The sequence below is a fragment of the Erwinia pyrifoliae DSM 12163 genome (assembly GCF_000026985.1).
In the GTDB taxonomy this organism is placed as follows: domain Bacteria; phylum Pseudomonadota; class Gammaproteobacteria; order Enterobacterales; family Enterobacteriaceae; genus Erwinia; species Erwinia pyrifoliae.
The window spans coordinates 2,562,630-2,579,660 of record NC_017390.1 but is presented as its reverse complement, the minus strand read 5'-3'; the positions used below and the strand labels follow the sequence as shown (position 1 = coordinate 2,579,660).

Sequence of the window (17,031 nt, the reverse complement as noted above, 5' to 3'; positions counted from 1 at the left end):
GATGATGAATAAGCGTACGCGTACTGTATGGTTAACGGCCGGCCTGCTGGGCAGCTGTGCTGCACTTCCCGCCCTGGCGGCGAAGGATGTCACCATTGCGGTGGCGTCTAACTTCACTACCCTCGATCCTTACGATGCCAACGATACGTTGTCGCAGGCGGTGGCCAAGTCGTTCTATCAGGGGCTGTTCGGCTTTGATAAAGAAATGAAACTGGAAAACGTGCTGGCGGACAGCTATCAGGCCAGCCCGGACGGGCTAGGTTACGTTATCAGGCTGAAGAAGGGGATAACGTTCCAGGACGGCACGGCGTTTGATGCCGCAGCGGTAAAAGCCAACCTCGACCGCGCCAGCAACCCGGATAACCATCTTAAGCGCTTTAACCTGTTTAAAACCATCGCCAGTACCGAAGTGGTCGATGCGAACACGGTGAAAATCACCCTCAGGCAGCCGTTCTCGGCGTTTATTAATACCTTGGCCAGCCCGGCCGCAGCGATGATTTCCCCGGCCGCGCTGAAGAAGTACGGCAAGGATATCGCTTTCCATCCGGTCGGTACCGGTCCGTATCAGTTTGTCACCTGGAATCAGACCGATTTCGTCAAGGTGGCGAAGTTCAGCGGTTACTGGAAACCGGGCTATCCGAAGCTGGACAGCATTACCTGGCGTCCGGTGGTGGATAACAATACCCGTTCCGCAATGCTGCAAACCGGCGAGGCGAACTTTGCCTTCCCGATCCCGTTTGAGCAAGCCAAACTGCTGGAGAAAAACAGCAGGCTGAACCTGGTGGCTTCGCCGTCGATTATGCAGCGCTATATCAGCTTTAATGTCACGCAGAAGCCGTTCAATGACCCGAAGGTGCGCGCGGCGATCGGCTACGCCATTAACCGTCAGGCGCTGGCGAAGGTGGCTTTCGCCGGGTACGCCACCCCGGCCAGCGGCATTGTGCCGCCGTCTATCCAGTACGCGCAGCAGTATGCGACCCCGGAATACAACCCGGCGAAAGCGCGTCAACTCCTGAAAGAAGCAGGCTATCCCAACGGCTTTACCACCACGCTATGGTCTTCGCACAATCACAGTACGGCGCAGAAAGTGCTGCAGTTTACCCAGCAGCAGCTGGCTCAGGTGGGGATCAAGGTAGAAGTGACGGCGATGGATGCCGGTCAGCGAGCGGCTCAGGTGGAAGATAAAGGTCAGAAAGAGAGCGGCGTGCGCATGTTTTATACCGGCTGGTCTGCCTCAACCGGTGAAGCGAACTGGGCGCTGACGCCGCTGTTTGCCACCCAGTCCTGGCCGCCGACCATCTTCAATACCGCCTTTTATAGCAATCCTCAGGTCGATAAAGACTTGAGCGATGCGCTGAATACCACCGACGGTGAGAAAAAAGCCGCGCTGTACAAAGATGCGCAGGATCGTATCTGGCATGACCAGCCCTGGGCGCCGCTGGTGGTAGAAAAGCTGATTTCAGCCAACACCCGCAATTTGAGCGGTTTCTACGTGATGCCGGATACGTCGTTCAACTTTGACGATGCAGATCTGAAGTAACGGTTAACGCGCCTCCCGCCAGGGAGGCGCAGGGTACAACATGCTTAATTATTTTCTCAAAAGACTGCTTGGCCTGATCCCCACACTGCTGATTGTTGCCGTGCTGGTATTTCTGTTTGTGCACCTGCTGCCGGGCGATCCGGCGCGACTGATTGCCGGACGCGAAGCCGATGCTGAAGTGGTGGCGATGGTGCGCCAGCAGTTAGGGCTGGATTTGCCGCTGCCGCAGCAGTTCTGGCGTTATATCACCCGTGCGTTACAGGGGGATTTTGGCGTTTCAATGGTGTCGAAACGGCCGGTTTCTGCCGAAATCGCGCAACGATTTTTGCCCACGCTGGGTCTTACACTGACCAGCATGCTGTGGTCAGTTCTGATCGGCATGGCCATTGGAGTCGTTTCCGCCGTGTGGCGCAACCGTTGGCCCGATCGTTTAGGAATGACGCTGGCGGTATCGGGCATTTCGTTCCCGGCTTTCGCCCTGGGCATTCTGCTGATGCAGGTGTTCTCCGTACAGCTTGGCTGGCTGCCAACCGTGGGAGCCGATAGCTGGCAACACTATATCCTGCCTTCCATTACCCTGGGTGCGGCGGTAGCGGCGGTGATGGCGCGCTTTACCCGAGCCTCATTTGTTGAGGTTGTACAGGAAGACTATATGCGTACCGCGCGGGCGAAGGGGGTGCCTGAAGCGGTGGTGATGGTGAAGCATGGTCTGCGTAATGCTATGATCCCGGTCGTCACCATGATGGGCCTGCAATTTGGTTTTCTGCTGGGTGGTTCTATCGTCGTCGAAGTGGTGTTTAACTGGCCTGGCCTGGGGCGGTTGCTGGTGGACTCGGTAGCGATGCGCGATTATCCGGTGATTCAGGCCGAAGTGCTGCTGTTTTCACTGGAATTTATTCTGATTAATCTGCTGGTCGATATGCTGTATGCGGCGATCAATCCAGCCATTCGCTACCAGTAAGGATCTACGATGATTAACTGGCGACGTAATGCCTTACTCTCTTCGCAGCCGTTCATTTACCCCGATCGGGTTCGCACCCCCTGGCGCGAGTTCTGTCGGCGTTTTCGCCGTCAGCATATGGCGATGGTGGCTGCGGTGTTCGTGCTGTTGCTTGTCCTGATAGCCCTGTTTGCCCCGTGGCTGGCTCCTTTCGACGCGGAAAACTATTTTGACTACGACCGGTTAAACGAGGGGCCTTCACAGCTGCACTGGTTTGGCGTCGACGCGCTGGGGCGCGATATCTTCAGCCGCGTGCTGTTGGGCAGCCGTCTGTCGCTGGTCGCCGGTTTCTTTTCGGTGGCGGTCGGTGCCGCGTTTGGCAGCGCGCTCGGGCTGCTGGCCGGGTATTATGAAGGCTGGTGGGACCGCCTGATCATGCGTATCTGTGACGTGCTGTTTGCCTTTCCGGGCATTCTGCTGGCCATTGCGGTGGTGGCGGTGATGGGCAGCGGTATGTCGAACGTCATTCTGGCGGTGGCGATTTTCAGTATTCCGGCCTTTGCCCGCCTGGTGCGCGGTAATACTCTGGTGCTGAAACATCTGACCTGGATCGAGTCGGCGCGCAGTATTGGCGCCTCTGATTTCACCCTGATTGTGCGCCATATCCTGCCCGGTACGCTGTCGTCAATCGTCGTTTATTTCACCATGCGCATCGGCACCTCAATCATTTCTGCGGCCAGCCTCTCCTTCCTGGGGCTGGGCGCTCAGCCCCCGACCCCGGAGTGGGGGGCAATGCTGAATGAAGCACAGGCGGATATGGTACTGGCACCGCATGTGGCGATTTTCCCCAGCCTGGCGATTTTCTTTACCGTGCTGGCATTTAATCTGTTGGGAGACGGCTTGCGCGACGCGCTGGATCCGAAACTGAAGGTTTGAACAGCTGATTTTTCCCCCTTAAAAGCGCTCCGGCAACGGTTCAGGGCGCTTTTACCATAGCCTGACCCGGGCGCTGATGTAGTGACGAGCAAGGGGCCAATAATCGCTGCGTTGAGTAAATATAAGCAAATTCCACCACCCTACGGTTTTTTTTTAGGCAGCAACGCCTTAATGTAGTACGTTTAATCGCCTGACACTGCGTCAATTATCTTGGTCTTTCAGAGGGATACCTGGTTACACCATGAAGAAAAAAACGCGCCTTTCTACCGGTGTGATGACACTGGTCACTACCTATTCACTGTTATTGCTAACGCTCTCTTGCGCCCGTGCGCAACAGATGCCCGCCGCGCCGCAAATTGATGCCAAAGCCTGGATCCTGATGGACTACAGCAGCAGCAAAGTGCTGGCGGAATCCAACGCCGATTTGCGTCTCGATCCGGCCAGCCTGACGAAAATGATGTCCAGCTATGTTATCGGCCAGGCGCTAAAAGCGGGCAAGATTGGCAAGGATGATCTGGTCACCGTAGGGAAAGATGCCTGGGCCACCGGTAACCCGGTCTTAAAAGGTTCCTCCCTGATGTTCCTCAAACCCGGTGACCATATTGCGGTTTCCGAACTTAACAAAGGCATTGTTATCCAGTCCGGAAATGATGCCAGTATTGCCCTGGCTGACTATGTCGCCGGCAGTCAGGACGCATTTGTCGGCCTGATGAACAATTATGTGCAGGCGCTGGGGCTGAAAAATACCCATTTCAAAACCGTGCACGGCCTTGATGCCAGCGGGCAGTACAGCACCGCACGGGACATGGCGCTGATTGGCCAGGCGCTGATCCGCGACGTACCGGACGAGTATGCGCTGCATAAAGAAAAAGTATTTACCTTCAACAACATTCGCCAGTACAACCGAAACCGCCTTTTGTGGAGCACCAGCCTGCAGGTTGACGGTATCAAAACCGGGCATACCTCCGGAGCGGGCAACAACCTTGTCGCTTCGGCGGTCGATGGCGATCGGCGCATGATTTCCGTGGTGCTGGGGGCGGCAACCGATGCGATCCGCTTTCGCGAAAGCGAGAAACTGCTGACCTGGGGATTGCGCAATTTCGAAACCGTGACGCCGGTTAAAGCAGGAAAGGCTTTTGTTACTCAGCGCGTCTGGTATGGCGATCGTCAGAAGGTCAATCTCGGCGTTGCGCAAGACGCCGCGATCACGCTGCCTCACGGGCAGATGAAGAACCTGAAAGCCAGCTTCACGCTAAGTCAGCCGCAGCTGACCGCTCCGCTGGCGAAAAACCAGGTGGTAGGAACCCTTGATTTTCAGCTGAATGGCCAGACCGTTGAGCAGCGCCCGCTGGTGGTGCTGGAGGCGGTGAACGAGGGGGGATTGTTTAGCCGAATCTGGGATTTCGTGGTAATGAAGATGAACAGCTGGTTCGGCCAGTGGTTCTCATGACGATCCGCCGCCAGCCACGAGACGGGGCCAAAGCCCCCGTCTCGTGATGAAGAGATAAGCCCGGCTCCTCACCGGACGGGCATCAGCATCAGGCCAGGTTCCAGGCCACCGCAGAAATCGCCACCAGGCCGACCAGCACAACAAATACGTTGCTCAGCTTACCGCTGTACTGACGCATAGCCGGAACCTTGTTGATGGCATACATGGGCATCAGGAACAGCAGCACCGCGATAATCGGGCCGCCCAAACTTTCAATCAAACCCAGAATGCTCGGGTCCAGCGTTGCCACAATCCATGTGGTTACCAGCATAAACACTGCGGTAAAGCGATTAAGCTTCTGCTCCGCAATGGTTTTACCCCGGCTGCGCAGCATCTTGTTAACCGTACCGTTGAAGCCTTCACGCGCGCCCAGATAGTGGCCGAGGAAGGATTTGGTAATGGCTACCATAGCGATAATGGGTGCCAGCCATGCCATCAGCGGCGTATTAAAGTGGTTTGCCAGGTAGGACAGAATGGAAATGTTCTGTGATTTGGCTTCCGCCAGGTTTTCCGGCGTGAGGCTCAGTACGCAGCTGAAAACGAAGAACATCACCGTGGCAACCATCATGATATGACTGCGCGCCAGGATACGAGAGCACTTTGGTTCCGCCTGGTCGCCGTACTCTTCGCGCTTGGCCACGGCAAAGGCGGAGATAATCGGCGAGTGATTAAAAGAGAACACCATCACCGGAATGGCCAGCCACAGGGTCATCATCAAACCTTTGCCGCTGCCTTCCAGGCTGACGTTGTCAAAAATCGCGCTACTCCAGTGGGGGATCAGATACAGCGCCAGCAGCATCAGCACCAGAACAAACGGATAAACCAGTACGCTCATGGTCTTGACGATGATCTCTTTGCCGAAACGCACAATGGTCATCAGGCCAATAATCAGAATCAGTGACAGCAGCGCACGCGGCGGAGCCTGAATCTGTAGCTGATGAGTCATAAAGCTTTCAACCGTATTGGTAATGGCAACGCTGTACACCAGCAGAATGGGGTAGATAGCAAAGAAGTAGAGCAGGGTGATGAGTTTACCTGCACCGACGCCAAAATGCTCTTCAACCACTTCGGTAATATCTTCGCCGGGTTTACGTCCGGAAAGCACGAAGCGGCACAGCCCCCGGTGAGCAAAAAAGGTCATTGGGAAGGCCAGTAGCGCCATAATCACCAGCGGGATCAGGCCACCGATGCCGGCATTAATCGGCAGGAACAACACGCCGGCACCAATGGCGGTGCCGTACAGACCCAGCATCCACATGGTATCGGTTTTACGCCATGTGCTGGCATCCTGGGTTGCTTCGGGGGCCAGCACCGCCGTTTGGGATGTATCCATGAATTCTCCAGTGTTAAAGCGATATGAATTAACTAAATCTTGCGCCTTCCGTCAGAGCAGAATTAATTTTCTGACTTACGGCTATCATTAATTGCTGTGATTTTATGGCGCACACTTTACCACCCCAGAATAGATAAGAAAGTACTGAATGATTAATTGCCGGTGATCGGAATCACATTTCCACCACCTTTTCAGTATCAATTTCTAAATGAAGTCACTTTTGCGACCAATTCAACCAATTGCCTGTTTTTTACCAGATGTTTACGCTAAATATGTATTTTTATGCGATGCTTGCCAAAGTGTAAAATAGCAGGTGGCTTTGATGGAATTCGCAAAAGCTTTTTCAAATCAATGATTCTATATCAATCAGGACTTACTGGTTGCCGTCATTTTAATCATTTGCGCAAACGGTAAAATAAAGCCGTATTAATCCAGGGTAATTTGCGCAACGTGACGGATGAGGGAGGAAATAATCATGTTATTGCGTAGCAATGAAATTCTGAGCAGCCTGATTTCGGGTCGGGGCAAGGGCCTGAAATTTTAGGCTCTTATAGTGATATGAGTTGCGCACCCTACCTTTACTGACAGGAAAAGCAAACTTCGCTCGATACAGGGATGACAGCAGCGGCTTACCCCATAACTGCCAGAAGATTTGCGCAAACAGGCAGGAGAGCAGCCCCACCAGTACGCGCTGTGAGGTTAACTGGCGGCGCGGCCCCCATAGCCACAGCCCGACAATCAGCAGCGGCACAATGGCGATAGCATCGCGGACAAAAAAGTGGCCAGTCCGATAAGCCAGCCGGGGGACTCTGCGCCGGTGCTAATGCTGAGAAACAGCGACCGTTTGAAGGCTTCTATCAGGGGCAATTCCTCGTCTTTTAAGCAGATGCGTAACGCACCCGAAAGTGACACATTGTGTCAGCCATACCCACCATGCCGACCACAGATTATGCGACAAAAAGTGCGCGCCTCGCATCACCTGACCAAAACCCATTACCAGCCCGATGGTTACCGCCATCCACCAGCACATGACGGCAAGGCACGGGCGGCGCGGGTAGAACAGAAAAAACAGCGCCATGGCGCTAAAACCGCTGGATGCGTGCCCGCCCGGTAAGCAGCGACCCGGCCCACTGTTAGCAGGCACGCTGCCGAACAGCGGATAAGAGACGGCTTTGCCGCCGAACTGCAGCAGGTCCCACGGACAGGAGTGCGCGCTGCAGGCCTTTAATATTCCGACCACCAGCGGGCCGATCCCCATCATCAGGGCTACCAGCACCCAGCGCGGCTGGCGGCGCAGGCAACCGGCCAGCAGCAGCAGGATGCCGAAACCTATCAGCATATCTTTGAGCAGGCGATGGTTGACCACATCCAGCCAGCGGTTATCCTTCAACGGGAAGCGGTGAGTGAGCGGGTCGTACCACAGACGGCTAAGCGCCATATCCCAGTTCCCGCTGCGCGACAGCCAGATAAAAACCAGGGCGGTCAGCACCAGTAGCACGAACTGCTTAAGATAAAAGCGGAAGGGTAACGGGTAAAGGGGATAGCGCTGAATGTCGTGCGCCGTTTGGCTTCTGTTAACAATGATTGACAGTTTCATGCTGTTTCTTCTGGTTGATAAACAGGGTGGGATTTTGCCGGGTAGCGCTTAAGGAAACATTAAGAGTCAGTGGCTGAAACCAGGGGCATGCCGATGCTGGCCAGAAATGAAAAAAACCGTTAATCAGACGATTAACGGGTTCCTCAATATGGGAATTTCAAAGAAAAGCAGTGGCAATAATTAAGACTTCAGCGCCAAAAAAAAGTTCGGCGCAGGATGAAATTATTCTAGCCCCCCAGCATCGGCCATATGATGACGATCAGCGTACCCGCCAGGGTGAGTAGCACGTTAGCAATTGCGTAAGTTCCGGCATAACCGAGTGCCGGAATATTACTGCGCGCGGTATCGCTGATAATTTCCATCGCCGGGGCGCAGGTACGGGCGCCCATGATTGCGCCAAACAGTAGAGCGCGGTTCATTTTCAGTACCCAGGCACCAAACAGGAAACAGATTATCACCGGAACCAGGCTCACCACTATCCCCGCGCCAAGCATCAGCAAACCGGTTTCGCCCAGCCCTTGGTTGATGCCGCTACCGGCGCTCAAACCGACCCCTGCCATAAACACCATGAGTCCAAACTCCTTCACCATGGTCAGGGCGCCCTGTGGAATATAGCCAAAGGTGGGATGGTTGGCACGCAGGAAGCCAAGCATAATTCCGGCGAACAGCAGGCCAGCGGCATTGCCGATACCAAAATTGAAGTTGCTGAACTGGAAGGTGATCATGCCAATCATCAGGCCAACAATAAAGAAGGCGCAGAATGCCAGCAGGTCAGTAACCTGGCTGTGAATGGAGATAAAGCCGATGCGGTCCGCGACGGATTTGACGCGTTTGGCTTCTCCGCTTATGTGCAGCACATCGCCCTTATTAAGAATGATGCTGTCATCAATCGGCATTTCAATCTGGCTACGGATCACCCTGTTAAGGAAACAGCCGTGATCGGTCAGCTTAAGATGACTCAGGCGTCGGTTAACCGCATTGTTGTTTTTTACCACAATCTCTTCATTGACAATGCGCATATCCAGCAGGTCGCGATCAAAGACCTCTTTTCCATTGCGGAAGCTGGGATCGAGGCGCGCATGGGCGTCGGGGTAGCCGACCAGCGAGATTTCATCGCCGGGCTGTAACACGGCATCGCCATCCGGATTAGCCAGAATACCGTTACGGCGAATACGTTCGATGTAACAACCGGTCTGGCGATAGATGCCCAGCTCACGCAGATTTTTCCCATCGCTCCAGGCCACCAGTTCCGGGCCTACGCGATAGGCGCGGATCACTGGCAGGTAGACTTTACGTTTACTGTCTGGATCCAGCCCGCGCTCGCGGGCGATCTGCTGTGCGCTGGTCGGCAAATCCTGATGCTGTAATTTCGGCAGGTAACGTGCGCCAAAAATCAAACTGACCAGGCCAATCAGGTAGGTAAGTGCGTAGCCCAGGCTGAGATGATCCTGAGCCAGGCTCAGGCTTTTGCCGTCGGTCAGCGTCTGGCGCAGGGTATCGCCAGCGCCCACCAGTACCGGGGTGGACGTCATCGACCCGGCCAGCATCCCGGCAGTCAGACCAATATCCCAGCCGAACAGCTTACCCAGCCCAAGAGCCAGCACCATTGCGCTGCTGACCATGACGATCGCCAGCATCAGGTAGTTTTTGCCATCGCGGAAGAAAATAGAAAAGAAGTTCGGCCCGGCTTCAACGCCCACGCAAAAGATAAATAACATAAAGCCCAGGTTGAGGGCGTCAGTATTAATGGAAAAGTGCTGTTGACCAAGCAGTAACGAGACGACCAGAACGCCAATAGAGTTACCGAGTTGGACGGAACCTAACCGAAGTTTGCCTAAGCATAACCCCAGCGCCAGTACGACGAATAACAACAGGATGTAATTGCGACTTAACAAATCTGCAACGTTTATATTCACGCTTCACTTCTTTTTATCATTAACCTGTGATGGCAGGGTTAATCGGTTAATTTTGCCCGGTGATGCTGCCCAGGGGGGAATGTCAGCAGCGTAATCGGAAGAATCACTTCAAACGCGCACTATTTTAATCGCTACCGAGCCGTACAGCCACCTCGCGGCGTGTTTATTTATGATCGGTTATTTATTTTCGCATGGCAGGCTATACGCAAAAGGGGCGAGGCGGGTTAAGGGGAATGCAGATGCTGCCGGGGAGGGGGACAAGGATTTTGCGCCAGGGTGGATAAGCTCAGGCGCTGGCTTGTAAACCAACGCCCGCAGCCCGCAGAATTTACTGGAACAGACCCAGATTTTCTTTCGCGTAAGCTTCAAAATCAGTGCAGCCACCGATATGAGTTTGATCGAGGAAAATCTGTGGAACGGTTTCTACCGGTTTACCGACGGTTTTTTCCAGATCGGCTTTCGTGATGCCTTCAGCATGGATATCGATATAGCGGAAGTTAAAGTCTTCACGATCTTCAGTCAGCTTCTCTGCCAGCTCTTTAGCACGTACACAAAATGGGCAGCCCGGACGGCCAAAAATCACTGCAAACATGGTGCTCTCCTGAAATTTTTGTAGGGCAATTTTAAGTTAATGGGCTGAATGATGCCCGCATCTCGTGCTTAAAGAAAGAAGGTATTACCTGTTAGTCTGATTCGCCAGATCTATACCGACCGTTTGCAGGTTTCAATCTGGCTCTGCATAGCAGATAGCCGCAGCCAGGAGAGTGATTATGCGTGCCTTTAGTCAACTATCCCGCCCGGTACTGCTACTGGAAGTCTTGGGTATTGCGCTGCTGGTCGCCGCCCCCCTTGCACTGCATGAGAGACTGCCGTGGCCGCTGAGCGGAAAGCCCGCCGCGACGGTAAAGATATGGCGCTGTGCCAAAATCATCGCCCCCGCATTGTTTAGTGCACGTTCATTGCGTGATAAACCCAAACCAGGATATTCCCATGACCCCGACCATTGAACTATTGCGTTCCCATCGTTCGATCCGTTCATTCAGTGACGAGAAAATCACCGCCGAACAGCGTGCAGCTATAGTGGACGCCGCCCAGTCAGCCTCCACCTCCAGCTTTTTGCAGTGCTCTTCGATTATCCGCATCAGCGACCACGCTTTGCGTGAATCATTGGTGAAACTGAGCGGCGGCCAGCAATATGTTGCACAAGCCGCTGAATTCTGGGTTTTTTGTGCTGATTTCAATCGCCTGCAGCAAATCAGCCCGCAGGCGGAGCTGGGTATGGCAGAGCAGCTGCTGCTGGGCTGTGTCGATACGGCCCTGATGGCGCAGAATGCCATGATAGCCGCAGAATCGCTCGGTTTTGGCGGCGTATACATCGGCGGTATTCGTAATCATATTGCAGAAGTCACGCAACTGTTGCGTCTGCCCAAATTTGTGCTGCCGCTGTTTGGCCTGTGTCTGGGCAGACCGGCTCAGGATCCGCAATGTAAGCCACGTATGCCGGCGGAGCTGTTGGTGCATGAAAACGGTTATCGGGCCTTAGACGGCGAACTGCTGGCGCAATACGACGAGGATCTTGTGCAGTATTACCAGCACCGCGACAGCAATCCTCGATCTGAAAGCTGGAGTGAACATATCCAGAAAACCCTCAGCAAAGAGAGCCGCCCGTTTATCCTTGATTATCTGCATCAGCAAGGCTGGGCTACGCGCTAATCCTGGTTCCCTGGCCCTTTGTCACGCCGCGATCCGGCAACAATGCCCGGCAACGCCGCGCTGTAAATGGCGGTGACACGCCGCCGGGTAAACAAACGTGCTGTGAAAGTCAGCGCAGCAAAAGGTGTTGGCATGGCGATGAATGGAATTGGTGTGCCGGCAGTATGAGTTCTGTCCTAATTGCGGTTTTTAACCTCATATTTCTATCGCGATCGTAGTTTTTGCTGACGTTTTTCCGTAAGCTAGAACGCAATTTTAAGGCTTAAGAGACAAATGCATATGGTTTCATTGGTCGTCCCGGATCTCGACGTGCTACGACGTTGGCTGGATCAACAAAGTATCACCTGGTTTGAGTGTGATTCGTGTCAGGCTCTTCATCTGCCCCATATGCAGAATTTCGACGGCGTTTTCGATGCCAAGATTGATCTGATGGACGGGGTTATCCTGTTTTCGGCGCTGGCTGAGGTTAAGCCGACCGCGCTGATCCCGCTTGCGGGCGACCTTTCGCAAATCAATGCCAGTTCACTAACGGTGAAAGCATTCCTGGATATTCAGGACGATAATCTGCCCAAGTTGATTGTTTGCCAGTCGCTCAGCGCAGCGGCCGGTCTGACCTACGGTCAATTCGTTCACTTTATGAAACAGAGTGAAGAACAGATTTCGATGATCGTCATGGAAGCCTTTGCTAATGATCTGCTGATGCTCGCTGAAGATGAAGAACGACCTCCGATGATAACCAGCCATTCTCTGCTGCATTAATGCGCGTTTAAGGGTTTTTGCTGCGGGCGGGATCGCTTCCGCCCGTTTTCTTGCCTGCTTTTCTTTCAGTCAATCAGGCGTGTAAAGCTGTTTAACCGCGCTTGTCTCACCTTCCCCACCCTTTTTTATTCTGCGTTTTGCCCTCTGTTACCGAATTTTATCGGGGTTTACCGCGTCTGATGCCTGTCATGTAGGGAAAATATGCATAATAAATCGCTACCCGGCGTTTTTTAATCCAGGAGCTTTCCAGCATGAATGACTGGGGCTATCCTTGCGTAGCTGGGTTCATGGCGTGATGCGACCGGGAAGCCAGGAGTCTGGTATACGTACTACAGTGAATAATGATGCACTGTCGATTTGCTCATTGCTGCTCGTTGCTGCTGGTGCTTTGCGCTGGCGCTGCGTGGCCTAAAGACTAGCCCTGCTCTGGAGGATAGAAGATGTTAAACCAAGGTAAAAAATGGTTATCTGTGGGTGCTGCGGCGATGCTGATGACCCTTTCCGCTGGCTCGTTGGGCGCCGACAAGACGCTACATGTCTACAACTGGTCTGATTATATTGCGCCAAATACCGTAGCGGATTTTGAGAAACAGACCGGCATCAAAGTGGTGTATGACGTCTTCGACTCCAATGAAGTTCTGGAGGGGAAATTGATGGCCGGCAACACCGGCTATGATGTGGTAGTGCCTTCTTCCAGCTTCCTTGCGCGCCAGCTACAGTCCGGCGTTTTTCAGCCTCTGGATCGTAACAAGCTGCCGAACTACAAGGATCTTGATGCGGATTTGCTCAAAAAACTGGAGCAACACGATCCGGGCAATAAATATGCTATCCCTTATTTGTGGGCCACCACCGGCATCGGCTACAACGTTGAAAAAGTCAAAGCGGCGCTGGGCAAAGATGCCCCGGTGAATAGCTGGGATCTGGTGCTGAAGCCTGAAAATCTCGCCAGGCTGAAAAGCTGTGGCGTTTCCTTCCTTGACGCTCCTGAAGAGATCTTTGCCACCGTACTGAACTATCAGGGTAAAGACCCGAACAGCAGTGATGCAAAAGATTATTCGGGGGCAGCCACTGACCTGCTGCTGAAGCTGCGTCCAAACATTCGTTACTTCCACTCATCGCAATACATCAATGATCTGGCCAACGGCAACATCTGCGTGGCCATCGGCTGGGCGGGCGACGTTCTGCAGGCGAAGAACCGCGCGCTGGCGGCGAAAAACGGTGTCGATATCGCCTACAGCATCCCGAAAGAGGGCGCACTGGCGTTTTTCGATACGCTGGCCATCCCTAAAGATGCGAAAAATGTCGATGAAGCTTATCAGTTCCTTAATTACCTGCTGAAACCTGAAGTGATGGCGCAGATATCCAATGCGGTTTTCTATGCCAGTGGGAATAAAGCCTCGGTGCCGTTTGTCGATGCCGCCATCCGTAATAACCCTGGCGTTTATCCTCCGGCAGACATTATGGCAAAACTATTCACGCTCAGGGTGCAAGAACCGAAGCTTGACCGTGTGCGCACGCGGGCGTGGACTAAAGTGAAAAGTGGTCAGTAACGGTTAAACACCTTAACGTGAAAGCAGTAACAGAGGCGCGTCAACCGGCCTCTGTTTGGCCATTTCAGCGCGGGGCAGATCCCCGATAGCAAGCCTTACCTATAGCGCCGGAAGCGCCGGAGTAAAATGGCAGTGAATGATGCAATCCCCCGTCCTCAAAGCAAAGCTGGCAAGGTGCTGACGCCGCTGCTGGAGATCTGTAATCTGACCAAATCCTTTGAAGGTCAGCACGCGGTAGATGATGTGAACCTCACCATCTACAAAGGCGAGATTTTTGCCCTGCTGGGGCCTTCAGGCTGCGGTAAGTCAACGCTGTTGCGCATGCTGGCGGGATTTGAAACGCCCACTCAGGGACAAATCGTATTGGACGGCACGGATCTCGCCCATGTGCCGCCCTATCAGCGCCCGATAAATATGATGTTTCAATCGTACGCGCTTTTCCCGCACATGACGGTGGAGCAAAATATCGCCTTTGGTCTGAAGCAGGATCGTCTGGCAAAAGGGGAAATCACCGCGCGCGTCGCCGAGATGCTGGCGCTGGTGCATATGCAGGAATTCGCCAAACGTAAGCCCCACCAGCTTTCCGGTGGTCAGCGTCAGCGTGTGGCGCTGGCGCGCAGCCTGGCAAAGCGGCCAAAGCTGCTGCTGCTGGATGAACCGATGGGCGCGCTGGACAAGAAACTGCGCGACCGGATGCAGCATGAAGTGGTGGATATCCTTGAGCGTGTGGGAGCGACCTGTGTGATGGTGACCCATGACCAGGAAGAAGCGATGACCATGGCCGGGCGTATTGCGATTATGAACCGGGGGAAATTCGTCCAGATCGGCGAACCTGAAGAAATTTACGAGCATCCGGCCACGCGCTTCAGCGCCGAATTTATCGGCTCGGTAAACCTGTTTGAGGGAATGCTGCGCGAACGTCGGCCTGATAACCTGCTGATTGACAGCCCCGGGCTTGCCCATCCGCTAAAAGTCACCTCTGATGCGTCAGTGGTCGATGGCGTGCCGGTGGCCGTGGCGCTGCGACCGGAAAAAGTGATGCTGTGCGCACAGCCACCTGCTGATGGCTGCAATTATGCCATCGGCGAAGTGGTGCATATTGCCTATCTCGGTGACCTGTCCATCTATCATGTGCGCCTGGGTAAAGGTCAGATGATTAGCGCCCAGCTGCAAAACGCGCACCGCTTCCGTCAGGGGGCGCCCACCTGGGGTGATGAAGTGCATCTGTGTTGGGATCAAGACAGCTGCGTGATCCTGGCATGGTAGCGGTTGGGGAGGGGTAATGAGTCAATTTTCTGAACGTCACACACCGAATCCGCGCGCCCGGCAAACCGGCATAAAAGGGCTGCTGACTCATATACAGATGGCGCACGGGCGTAAGTGGGTGATTGCGCTGCCGTACCTCTGGCTTTCGCTGCTGTTTCTGCTGCCGTTCCTGATGGTGCTTAAAATCAGCTTTGCCGACGTGGCGCGTGCCATCCCGCCCTATAGCGAACTGCTCAGCTGGGCAGACGGGAAGCTAAGTATGGTGCTGAACGTGGGTAACTACTTAACGTTGACCGATGACCCGCTGTATATCGATGCTTATCTGCACTCTTTGCAGGTGGCGGCGATTTCGACGGCGATCTGTCTGCTGATTGGCTATCCGCTGGCATGGGCGGTAGCGCACGCCCCGGCCTCAACGCGTCATATCCTGCTGCTGTTGGTGATCTTGCCTTCGTGGACTTCATTTCTGGTACGAGTTTATGCGTGGATGGGCATCCTCAACGATAACGGTGTGTTAAACCGTTTTCTGCTGTGGAGCGGTATCACCGACCATCCGCTTGCTATCCTCTACACCAATCTGGCCGTGTATATCGGTATCGTTTACTGCTATTTGCCGTTTATGGTGCTGCCCATCTATACCGCGCTGACGCGTATTGATTACTCGCTGGTGGAGGCCGCGCTGGATCTTGGTGCGCGCCCGCTGAAGACCTTCTTTAGCGTGATTGTGCCGTTGACCAAAGGCGGGATTATCGCCGGTTCAATGCTGGTGTTTATCCCGGCGGTCGGGGAGTACGTGATCCCGGAACTGCTCGGTGGCCCGGACAGCATTATGATTGGGCGCGTGCTGTGGCAGGAGTTCTTTAACAACCGTGACTGGCCGGTAGCCTCTGCTCTGGCGGTGATTATCCTGCTGATCCTGATCCTGCCAATTATTTGGTTCCATAAGCATCAGAACAAAGAGATCGGGGGCAAGGGGTGAACAGTTTGCCTGTTATTCGCTCGAAATGGCGTACGGCGATCCTCGCCGTCAGTTTTTTCTTTCTGTACGCGCCGATGCTGCTGCTGGTGGTTTATTCATTCAACTCGTCGCCGCTCGCCGGGTGGGAGAGCCTTTCGCTGCGCTGGTACAGGGTATTGTTCCACGATGATGCCATGATTAGCGCGGTGACGCTCAGCCTGTCAATTGCCGCCATGTCGGCGACGGCGGCAGCGATCCTCGGCACTATCGCGGCGGTGGTCATCGTGCGTTTTGGCCGCTTTAAGACATCGACCGGCTTTGCCTTTATGCTGACTGCTCCGCTGGTGATGCCGGATGTGATCACCGGGCTGTCGCTACTGCTGCTGTTTGTGGCGATGGCAAATACCTTCGGCTGGCCCGCCGATCGCGGGATGCTGACTATCTGGCTTTCGCATGTGACTTTCTGCACTGCCTATGTGGCCGTAGTGATCAATTCCCGGCTGCGTGAGCTGGACAGATCGATTGAAGAGGCGGCGATGGATCTCGGCGCCACGCCGCTGAAAGTATTCTTTGTGGTCACCGTACCGATGATAGCTCCGGCCGTTGTGACCGGCTGGCTGCTGGCATTCACGCTGTCGCTTGACGATCTGGTCATATCCAGCTTTGTCACCGGGCCGGGAGCCACCACGCTGCCGATGCAGATATTTGCCAGCGTGCGCCGTGGGGTTAACCCGGAAATTAACGCCCTGGCGTCGTTGATCCTGTTGGCGGTGGGGATGGTCGGATTTGTGGCCTGGCGGCTGATGGCGCGTGAAGAACAGCGGCGGCTGAAGGATTTGCACAAGGCCCGTGGTGGTCAATGAGCCTACGGGGCGCTCGCTACAGCGAGCGCCTTTAATAATCGGCGGGTAAACTCGCCCGGCACCAGGCCAGCCCGCAAGTGGGTGAATAATGTGCAACACAGACTTATTTATCGGTGCTGCTAAAAGCTGAAACGCTTTTTTTATTGGTAGCAGGTGGCCTGGCGCTGATAT

General features: G+C 54.3%; 15 protein-coding genes. 11 read left to right on the top strand and 4 right to left on the bottom strand.

What is annotated here, in order from left to right:
* Position 1: 1 nt before the first annotated feature.
* The 4 genes from gsiB to EPYR_RS11635 all read left to right on the top strand — a co-directional run bounded on the left by gsiB (position 2) and on the right by EPYR_RS11635 (position 4,866).
* A complete protein-coding gene (gene gsiB, locus EPYR_RS11650; protein WP_012668602.1) occupies positions 2 to 1,540 on the top strand; it encodes a glutathione ABC transporter substrate-binding protein GsiB in 1,539 nt (512 codons plus the stop codon).
* A gap of 40 nt (positions 1,541 to 1,580) precedes the next feature.
* Entirely contained in the window at positions 1,581 to 2,501 is a 921-nt protein-coding gene (gsiC, locus tag EPYR_RS11645) for a glutathione ABC transporter permease GsiC (RefSeq protein ID WP_012668601.1), read from the top strand.
* A gap of 9 nt (positions 2,502 to 2,510) precedes the next feature.
* Positions 2,511 to 3,416 (top strand): glutathione ABC transporter permease GsiD, encoded by a 906-nt coding sequence (gsiD, locus tag EPYR_RS11640; RefSeq protein WP_012668600.1) that lies wholly within the window; start codon positions 2,511 to 2,513, stop codon positions 3,414 to 3,416.
* A 241-nt stretch (positions 3,417 to 3,657) separates the two neighbouring features.
* Positions 3,658 to 4,866, top strand: coding sequence for a serine hydrolase (locus tag EPYR_RS11635; protein ID WP_012668599.1), 1,209 nt, complete (start codon positions 3,658 to 3,660; stop codon positions 4,864 to 4,866).
* 88 nt (positions 4,867 to 4,954) lie between these two features.
* On the opposite strand, the gene EPYR_RS11630 is transcribed toward EPYR_RS11635, so the two are convergent.
* The 4 genes from EPYR_RS11630 to EPYR_RS11610 all read right to left on the bottom strand — a co-directional run bounded on the left by EPYR_RS11630 (position 4,955) and on the right by EPYR_RS11610 (position 10,343).
* Positions 4,955 to 6,238 carry an HAAAP family serine/threonine permease gene (locus EPYR_RS11630; protein ID WP_012668598.1) on the bottom strand — a complete coding sequence of 428 codons (1,284 nt, stop codon included), beginning with the start codon at positions 6,236 to 6,238 and terminating at the stop codon, positions 4,955 to 4,957.
* A gap of 820 nt (positions 6,239 to 7,058) precedes the next feature.
* Positions 7,059 to 7,835 carry a phosphatase PAP2 family protein gene (locus EPYR_RS11620; protein WP_012668596.1) on the bottom strand — a complete coding sequence of 259 codons (777 nt, stop codon included), beginning with the start codon at positions 7,833 to 7,835 and terminating at the stop codon, positions 7,059 to 7,061.
* Between the two features lie 227 nt (positions 7,836 to 8,062).
* A complete protein-coding gene (locus EPYR_RS11615; protein WP_012668595.1) occupies positions 8,063 to 9,751 on the bottom strand; it encodes an aspartate:alanine antiporter in 1,689 nt (562 codons plus the stop codon).
* A 328-nt stretch (positions 9,752 to 10,079) separates the two neighbouring features.
* Positions 10,080 to 10,343: a GrxA family glutaredoxin gene (locus EPYR_RS11610; RefSeq protein WP_012668594.1), complete on the bottom strand. Its 264-nt coding sequence runs from the start codon at positions 10,341 to 10,343 to the stop codon at positions 10,080 to 10,082.
* A gap of 178 nt (positions 10,344 to 10,521) precedes the next feature.
* Between EPYR_RS11610 and EPYR_RS11605 the strand changes: the two genes are divergently transcribed.
* The 7 genes from EPYR_RS11605 to potI all read left to right on the top strand — a co-directional run bounded on the left by EPYR_RS11605 (position 10,522) and on the right by potI (position 16,860).
* The gene (locus tag EPYR_RS11605) at positions 10,522 to 10,758 is read left to right on the top strand and encodes a DUF1418 family protein (protein ID WP_012668593.1); all 237 of its coding nucleotides are present in this window, start codon (positions 10,522 to 10,524) and stop codon (positions 10,756 to 10,758) included.
* On the top strand, positions 10,742 to 11,464 hold the full coding sequence (gene nfsA / locus EPYR_RS11600; RefSeq protein WP_014539153.1) for an oxygen-insensitive NADPH nitroreductase: 723 nt from the start codon (positions 10,742 to 10,744) through the stop codon (positions 11,462 to 11,464). Before EPYR_RS11605 ends, nfsA begins: the two co-directional genes overlap by 17 nt.
* Before the next feature lie 279 nt (positions 11,465 to 11,743).
* Positions 11,744 to 12,223 carry a YbjN domain-containing protein gene (locus EPYR_RS11595; protein ID WP_041474123.1) on the top strand — a complete coding sequence of 160 codons (480 nt, stop codon included), beginning with the start codon at positions 11,744 to 11,746 and terminating at the stop codon, positions 12,221 to 12,223.
* Positions 12,224 to 12,663: 440 nt separating this feature from the next.
* Complete coding sequence (potF, locus tag EPYR_RS11590; RefSeq protein WP_012668590.1) at positions 12,664 to 13,773, top strand: spermidine/putrescine ABC transporter substrate-binding protein PotF; 1,110 nt, start codon at positions 12,664 to 12,666, stop codon at positions 13,771 to 13,773.
* Between the two features lie 132 nt (positions 13,774 to 13,905).
* Positions 13,906 to 15,039, top strand: coding sequence for a putrescine ABC transporter ATP-binding subunit PotG (gene potG / locus EPYR_RS11585; protein ID WP_012668589.1), 1,134 nt, complete (start codon positions 13,906 to 13,908; stop codon positions 15,037 to 15,039).
* Positions 15,040 to 15,055: 16 nt separating this feature from the next.
* Positions 15,056 to 16,018, top strand: coding sequence for a putrescine ABC transporter permease PotH (gene potH, locus EPYR_RS11580; protein ID WP_012668588.1), 963 nt, complete (start codon positions 15,056 to 15,058; stop codon positions 16,016 to 16,018).
* Positions 16,015 to 16,860, top strand: coding sequence for a putrescine ABC transporter permease PotI (gene potI, locus EPYR_RS11575; protein WP_012668587.1), 846 nt, complete (start codon positions 16,015 to 16,017; stop codon positions 16,858 to 16,860). The genes potH and potI overlap by 4 nt, the downstream gene beginning before the upstream one ends.
* Positions 16,861 to 17,031: the final 171 nt, after the last annotated feature.